Origin of the sequence: Priestia flexa NBRC 15715, from assembly GCF_001591565.1 — a bacterium.
GTDB lineage: Bacteria > Bacillota > Bacilli > Bacillales > Bacillaceae_H > Priestia > Priestia flexa.
Genome location: NZ_BCVD01000156.1, coordinates 1 through 7,230 on the forward strand (window position 1 = coordinate 1; position 7,230 = coordinate 7,230).

Annotated in this window: 7 protein-coding genes and 1 pseudogene; all 8 read left to right on the forward strand. The window is 42.0% G+C overall.

Annotated elements, in window-relative coordinates; all coding sequences use genetic code 11:
- Positions 1-98 precede the first annotated feature (98 nt).
- The 8 genes and pseudogenes from flgK to BFL01S_RS18090 all read left to right on the forward strand — a co-directional run bounded on the left by flgK (position 99) and on the right by BFL01S_RS18090 (position 6,928).
- Entirely contained in the window at positions 99-1,613 is a 1,515-nt protein-coding gene (gene flgK, locus BFL01S_RS18055) for a flagellar hook-associated protein FlgK (protein WP_061786542.1), read from the forward strand.
- Between the two features lie 2 nt (positions 1,614-1,615).
- On the forward strand, positions 1,616-2,497 hold the full coding sequence (gene flgL, locus BFL01S_RS18060) for a flagellar hook-associated protein FlgL (protein WP_061786543.1): 882 nt from the start codon (positions 1,616-1,618) through the stop codon (positions 2,495-2,497).
- Between the two features lie 44 nt (positions 2,498-2,541).
- Entirely contained in the window at positions 2,542-2,958 is a 417-nt protein-coding gene (locus BFL01S_RS18065; protein WP_061786544.1) for a DUF6470 family protein, read from the forward strand.
- A gap of 3 nt (positions 2,959-2,961) precedes the next feature.
- Complete coding sequence (gene fliW / locus BFL01S_RS18070) at positions 2,962-3,390, forward strand: flagellar assembly protein FliW (protein WP_061786545.1); 429 nt, start codon at positions 2,962-2,964, stop codon at positions 3,388-3,390.
- A 13-nt stretch (positions 3,391-3,403) separates the two neighbouring features.
- Positions 3,404-3,643 (forward strand): carbon storage regulator CsrA, encoded by a 240-nt coding sequence (gene csrA / locus BFL01S_RS18075; protein ID WP_025909632.1) that lies wholly within the window; start codon positions 3,404-3,406, stop codon positions 3,641-3,643.
- A 165-nt stretch (positions 3,644-3,808) separates the two neighbouring features.
- Positions 3,809-4,996, forward strand: a complete 1,188-nt coding sequence (locus tag BFL01S_RS18080) for a flagellin N-terminal helical domain-containing protein (protein ID WP_061786546.1) — start codon at positions 3,809-3,811, stop codon at positions 4,994-4,996.
- Between the two features lie 133 nt (positions 4,997-5,129).
- Positions 5,130-6,488, forward strand: a pseudogene (locus BFL01S_RS18085) (IS1182 family transposase).
- Between the two features lie 251 nt (positions 6,489-6,739).
- Positions 6,740-6,928: a YjfB family protein gene (locus BFL01S_RS18090; RefSeq protein WP_225002013.1), complete on the forward strand. Its 189-nt coding sequence runs from the start codon at positions 6,740-6,742 to the stop codon at positions 6,926-6,928.
- Positions 6,929-7,230: the final 302 nt, after the last annotated feature.

The following is a 7,230-nucleotide window of genomic DNA, read 5'->3' on the forward strand; positions in this document are numbered from 1 at the left end:
GATTCATATAATTATACAAAAGCAGAAAACGATGTACCATCACTTACACAAGCATCTACCTTTCAGTCAAAAGCGTAGAGAATGAAGGAGAGAATGTAATGATTTCAACTTTTCATGGGCTGCAGGTTGCAAAGAGAGGCATGGATGCGCAGCAGTCAGCACTATACACAGTGGGGCAAAATATCGCCAATGCTAACACGCCAGGCTATACTCGTCAGCGTGTTACGTTTGAAGCGAGTACGCCTTACCCAACACCGGGAATGAACCGTCCAGGAGTGACGGGTCAACTTGGTACGGGAGTGGATGCCAAAACGATTGAGCGTGTGCGCGATCAGTTCCTTGATGTACAGTACAGAGGAGAAACAGTTAAGGTAGGCTATTGGAATGCCAAATCGGCAGCCATTGACAAAATGGAAGAGATTCTAAATGAGCCATCTGAAGACGGATTGTCAGCAACATTTGATCAATTTTTCGAAGCGCTTCAAGACGTTGCTGCAAATCCATCAAATGCCGGTGCTCGCTCTGTTGCACGTGAGAGAGCAAATGCAATTGCCGATACATTTACGTATCTATCCACATCGCTCGAAGTCATTCAAGGTGATTTACAATCTGAAATTGATGTAACCGTCAAGCAAATGAACTCGGTTCTTGAGCAAATCAATAACGTTAATAAACAAATTAATGATATTGAAGTGCACGGCTATTTGCCAAATGATTTATATGATGAGCGTGACCGCTTACTAGACGAACTTTCACAGTTTGTAGAATTTGACATACAGTATGATCAAACAAGCGGTAACAGCCTGCCCGTAGCCGAAGGAACCGTGACGGTTACGATGCAAACCGCAAACGGTCCTGTTACGTTAGTAAATGGCCAAACTCGTCAAGCTGCAGCGTTTACGATAAACGATACGGACGGAAGCGTAACGGATGTTCGTGTAGGTGGCCAAACGCTTTCGCCAGCCAACCTTTCACAAGGTAAGCTTAAAGGATTGATTGAATCAGCAGGTTACGTAGACGAAAATGGCCAAACAAAAGGTGTATATTCTGACATGCTAGCGTCTCTTGATAAAATGGCCTTTGAGTTTGTGAATTGGTTTAACAGCCAGCACGAACAAGGCGTAACGTTAGATGGCCAAACGGGTGTATCTTTCTTTAATCCAATTACGGAGGGAAAAGGCACTGCGAAAAGCATTACGCTATCAAATGAAATTATTCAAAGTACCAACAACATAGCTGCTGCTTCTCAGTCAGAAATAGAAGGAGATCGTAAAGGAGATGGAAGCAATGCGCTAGCGCTCGCTAACTTCCGTGATAGCGTTCTTATTCATCTTACTGACGATCAAACTGTATCCATGAAAGAATATTACCAGTCTCTTATTGGCCAAATGGCGGTTAACGGCCAGCAGGCAAACCGCTTAAAAGGAAACTCAGAAACGCTTCAACAAGCCGTGGAGCAACGAAAACAATCGACGAGCTCCGTTTCAATCGATGAAGAAATGAGCAATATGATTCAATTCCAGCACGCTTATAATGCAAGTGCCCGCATGGTGACAATGATTGATGAGATGTTAGATCGCATTATTAACGGATTAGGAACGGGTGGTAGATAACGATGCGAATTACACAAAGCATGCTAGCGGCCAACTCATTACGACATATTAACAGCAGTTATACTCAGCTCCAAACCTTGCAAAATCAGCTGTCAACGGGTAAGAAAATTACGCGTCCATCGGATGATCCTGTTATCGCTACAAAGGGGATGGCATACAGGTCTAACCTATCTGAAATTGATCAATACAAACGAAATTTAACCGAAGCCTATTCGTGGTTTGATAACTCTGAAGCGGGGCTTGAACAGGTTAACTCCATTTTTCAACGTGCCAAAGAGCTAATGGTACAAGGAACAAACGGTACGAACGACGGACAAGATCGCCAAGCAATTGCCCGTGAAATTGAACAGCTGAAGCTTGATTTTATGCAGGTAGCCAATACGCAAGTAGCGGGAAGATATATCTTTAACGGCGTGAACGTAGGAAACGCGCCCGTTACTCAAAATGCGGATGGCTCGATTGCGTCCGAAATTAATGCCGATCCGTTTTCAGTTGAAGTATCAAAAGGCGTCAGCCTACGCGTCAATATTAATGCTGACCGTATCTTTTCGCAAGAATCGTTTGATTTCATCGATAGTATTCAAGCGGGTTTTGAAAACAACGATGTTGAATCGCTTCAACAATTATCAACACAAGTTAATGACTATTTATCAACTCTATCAGCAGAGCGCTCAGAGCTCGGTGCGAGAAACAATCGCCTGGAGCTCATTGAAAATCGCATTGCTTCTCAAGAAATTACTGCTAGCCGCATGATTTCAGATAACGAAGATGCTGATATTGAGAAAGTTATTACGGACTTAACCATTCAAGAAAGCGTGCACCGTGCTTCCTTATCGGTTGGTGCCAAACTAATTCAGCCAACGCTTCTTGACTTTTTACGCTAAACCAAAACTCCTTCTTTGAAGGGGTTTTTTTAGGAGGAATACTGATGCAAGTTAGTACCATACAGGCCTCTTACGCCATGCCACCCATCATTCAGCCGCAGCCAGTCGACGTTTCGACAGAAAAAATCCAGGTCATTGTCGAAAAGACACCGTCGCGGCTTACTATTGACCAAACTAAGGCGTGGGAAGAAATGAACCTGCAATCAATTTTAAAAAGCATGGACGAAGAAGCGAATGAAGGTAAACAAGCGGTGATGGAATCTATCACAAAAGCAGTCCAAGAAGGAAAAGAGTTAATGAAAATTGAACAAGGTGGTAACCCACTCGCTAATCAAGCCAAGCGCAACAGCGAAAAGCCCATCTATCCAAGCAACATAACCTTTATTCCAAGTCCGTTTAGTGTCAAAATAAACTATGTACCTGAAACACTATTAATCTCAACAATTAAACAAGAGGTGTAGCTCATGCTTAAAACAGCTTATCACGGTGATGTTCAAATTGAACAACCCTCATTAACATTTGAAAAAGGTCTTCCAGGGTTTCCATACGAAACGCAATTTGTGGTCTTGCCACTTCCAAACGCTGATATGTTCCACGTGTTACAGTCTACGAACACGCAGGAAGTTGCGTTCGTGATGACCGAGCCGTTTCAATTCTTCCCAGATTATGACTTTAAATTAGATGAGACAACAGTCAAGCAGCTTCAGCTGGAAAGCGGAAGTGACGCTGCTGTATACGTTATTTTAACAATGCATGACGACGTTACTAAAATTACGGCAAATCTGCAGGCGCCAATTGTTATTAATACAAAAAACAATCAAGCCAAGCAAGTTATCTTAAACAACGAAGCCTACCAAACCAAGCACGCGCTGTTTCAACCCGTAAACAACTAAGGAGGGAACGACCATGCTAGTCCTAACGCGTAAAACGAACGAAACAATCAAAATCGGTGAAGACATTGAAGTGACCGTTCTCTCTATTAGCGGTGACCAAGTCAAGCTCGGCATCAAGGCCCCGCGTGACGTCGAAGTCCATCGCCAAGAAATCTATGAAGAAATCCAGTTAGAAAATCACCAGGCATCCAAGCCGGTAGCCAATATGATGGACATCTTACAAACAATAAATGACACCAAACCAAGACCCTAAACCGTCTTGGTTTTTCTTTTGAAAAAAGTAAAGAAACCGCTAAACAATCCAAAAAAAAAGACGATATCATTCTTGTAAAGACAAACTGCCAGGCGGCCGATTGGCAGGGAGTTAAAACAAGCTCACACGGACGTGGGCAAAAACATATTCAAGGAGGAAATGAAAATGAGAATTAATCATAATATTGCGGCGTTGAATACTTATCGTCAGTTGAATAGTGCTTCAACTGCACAATCAAAATCTATGGAGAAATTATCTTCAGGTCTTCGTATTAACAAAGCTGGAGATGACGCAGCAGGTCTTGCAATCTCTGAAAAAATGCGTGGACAAATTCGCGGATTAGACCAAGCATCTAAAAACTCTCAAGATGCAATCTCTTTAGTTCAAACAGCTGAAGGTGCTCTAAATGAAACACATGATATTCTTCAACGTATGCGTGAATTAGCGGTACAAGCTGGTAATGATACAAACACTACTTCTGACCGTGAAGAAATCCAAAAAGAAATTAACCAAATGACATCTGAAATTAACCGTATTGGTAATACAACTGAGTTTAATACTCAAAAACTTCTAAATGGCTCTAAGGACTCAGCTACTACAGGTTCTAAAGCTAAAATTGAATTTGATTTAACTGGTATGACTGGCGGGAAAGTCTCAGCACTGGGAATTGAAGAAGCTTGGGATACTGATATTGCTACTACTGCAGGAAACCTTAAAGCTACTATTGAAGCTGACGCAGATTTAAATGCTAAATATACGGTTACTGTTACATCAAATAAAGTAACTATTGAAGCAAAAGCAAATGGTGAAGACAATGCATTAAAAGCAGATTTATCTGGTGCAACAGCTGTTACATCATCTGCAGTAACTACTACTGCAGGAGAAGATGATGGTGCGGCATTGAATTTCCAAATTGGTGCAAATGAAAATCAAAGTTTAACATTAGATATTTCTGATATGAGAGCAGTTGCATTAGGTATTTCTACAACAGGTAACGCTGATGCAAAATTAGCAGTAACAGATGGTACAAGCAATACAACTACAGAGCAAGCTCTTAGTGTATTAACACATGATGATGCTGCAGCAACTGTAACAACTATTCAATCAGCTATTGATAAAGTATCTGCTGAACGTTCTAAACTTGGTGCGAACCAAAACCGTTTAGAGCACACAATTAACAACTTAAGCACATCTTCTGAAAACTTAACTGCTGCGGAATCTCGTATCCGTGACGTAGACATGGCTAAAGAAATGATGGAGCAAACTAAGAACTCTATTCTTTCTCAAGCAGCACAAGCAATGTTGGCTCAAGCAAACCAACAACCACAAGGAGTTCTACAACTTCTTCGTTAATTTTAGATTATTTAAAAGAGACTCTAGTATAACTAGGGTCTCTTCAGACTGTAGACAAACTGGAAGAAATCCAGTTTGCCTACAGTCTTTTTTATTTTACAATGGAAGTACTACATAACTTGAGGTGATTGACATGCTTTCGAAACATAATCCCATTCAACGAGATCAATTAGAAATGATTACGTTAAATCAATTGGTACCGGCCAGCCACTTGGTTCGTAAAATAGAGGCAGCACTTGATTTTTCGTTCATCTATGACTTGGTGAAGGACATGTATTCAGAAATCGGTCGTCCCAGTATTGATCCTGTCATCTTAATTAAATTGACCTTCCTTCAATACACGTTTGGAATCCGGTCCATGCGCCAAACGATTGAACAAGTGGAAACCAATATGGCCTATCGCTGGTTCCTTGGGTATGGTTTCCACGATAAAGTGCCTCATTTCTCTACGTTCGGAAAAAACTATGAACGCCGTTTTAAAGATACCGATCTGTTTGAACAGATTTTCTATCGCATCTTAAAGGAAGCTGCCGAGAAAAAGCTAATCAGTGCCGAGCACGTTTTCGTGGATTCGACCCATGTTAAAGCGAGTGCGAACAAACGCAAATTTGAAAAGAAAGTCGTTCGCAAAGAGACACGCGCGTATCAGGAACGCCTTCAAGAAGAGATTAACCAGGACCGGGAAGATCACGGAAAAAAACCATTTCCTCCGGACAAGTTTGAGAAGGAAGAGAAGAAAGAAATCAAAGAAAGCACCACCGATCCAGAGAGTGGTTACTATGTGAAGGATGAACGGACGAAGCAGTTCGCCTATTCTTTTCACGCAGCCGCGGATCGTAACGGTTTTGTGCTTGGCACCATGGTCACACCTGGCAACACACATGATAGTCAGATTTTAGAGCCATTGGTCGGAAAGGTCATCGAGAGAGTCGGAAAGCCTGAAGCGGTCGCCGCAGATGCCGCGTACAAAACTCCTGCGATTACCCGTTACTTATTGGAACAGGGGATGACCCCTGCCTTGCCATACACACGACCACGTACGAAAAAAGGTTTTTTCCGAAAACATGACTATGTGTATGACGAATACTTTGACTGTTATCTTTGCCCGGCAGGTGAGATCTTGGCCTACTCGACAACGAATAAAGAAGGATATCGGGAGTACAAATCGCCAAAACAGATTTGTGCGACATGCCCATTTTTAGCCAGATGTACGGAGAGTAAAGACCACCAGAAAGTGGTGACGCGTCATATTTGGTAGGAATACGTAGAAGAGGCAGACCATCTTCGCTATCACGCAGAGGTGAAAGAGATTTATGCCAAACGTAAAGAAACCATTGAGCGTGTATTCGCAGATGGAAAAGAAAAGCATGGCATGCGTTGGACAACGTTAAGGGGACTTAAAAAATTGTCGATGCAGGCGATGCTTACTTTCGCTGCCATGAACCTGAAGAAGATGGCCAACTGGACGTGGCAAGGTCCAAAAATGGCCTAAATGATGAACTCGAAGAGGTCTGTCTTTTTATTAAATAGCTTCAAATCCCATAAAAAGCTAAAAAGGGGTTCGGAATGAGACCATTCCGAACCCCTTTTGTCGACAAACTGAAGAGACTCTAGTATAACTAGGGTCTCTTTTACTTTTGATATAGGTCATGGTGTTAATGATTTGGCACTACTGACGCTAATTTAGGTAATCAAAAGTCTGATTGATACTAGAGTCTTTTTTATGATGAAAGGAGCATTCCAGTGGACGTAGCAAAACTTTCAATGGCCCTAAGCAAATCTAATACTCAGCATCAAGCTTCTCTGTCCGTAATGAAAATGGGGATGGGTAACGCAGAACAGCAGGGTGAAACCATTCAAGAGCTTTTAAGCTCAGCTGATGTAAAAGTCATTCAGCATGCTGCTCAAGCCTCATCTTGGTGGAAACATTGATCTTAGAAAATAAATTTATATTTTCATATGTAGAGTATAAACAATACGAATTCAGCCCATACTAATATCAAGGTATTCCCCTATCCCCTTTTTTATTGATCTTCTCCCGTGAGAAGGTCTTTTTTTATGAAAAAGGCTGAGACAGAAGTATTTCAGCCAACGATAAGCCTGAACGATTGAGAGCTCGCAACTCTTAGTTGTCCAGGCTTTTTTGTGATTGGGCAAACCCAGTTTGGAGACGGAATGGAATGGAGAGAAAGGCACTCGACTCCTCCCCGCGGAAAGCGAGTGGCCGTAGCGCA

Coding starts and splice junctions, on each gene's coding strand:
- flgK (WP_061786542.1), top strand. CDS start 99: ATGATTTCAACTTTTCATGGGCTGCAGGTTGCAAAGAGAGGCATGGAT.
- flgL (WP_061786543.1), top strand. CDS start 1,616: ATGCGAATTACACAAAGCATGCTAGCGGCCAACTCATTACGACATATT.
- BFL01S_RS18065 (WP_061786544.1), top strand. CDS start 2,542: ATGCAAGTTAGTACCATACAGGCCTCTTACGCCATGCCACCCATCATT.
- fliW (WP_061786545.1), top strand. CDS start 2,962: ATGCTTAAAACAGCTTATCACGGTGATGTTCAAATTGAACAACCCTCA.
- csrA (WP_025909632.1), top strand. CDS start 3,404: ATGCTAGTCCTAACGCGTAAAACGAACGAAACAATCAAAATCGGTGAA.
- BFL01S_RS18080 (WP_061786546.1), top strand. CDS start 3,809: ATGAGAATTAATCATAATATTGCGGCGTTGAATACTTATCGTCAGTTG.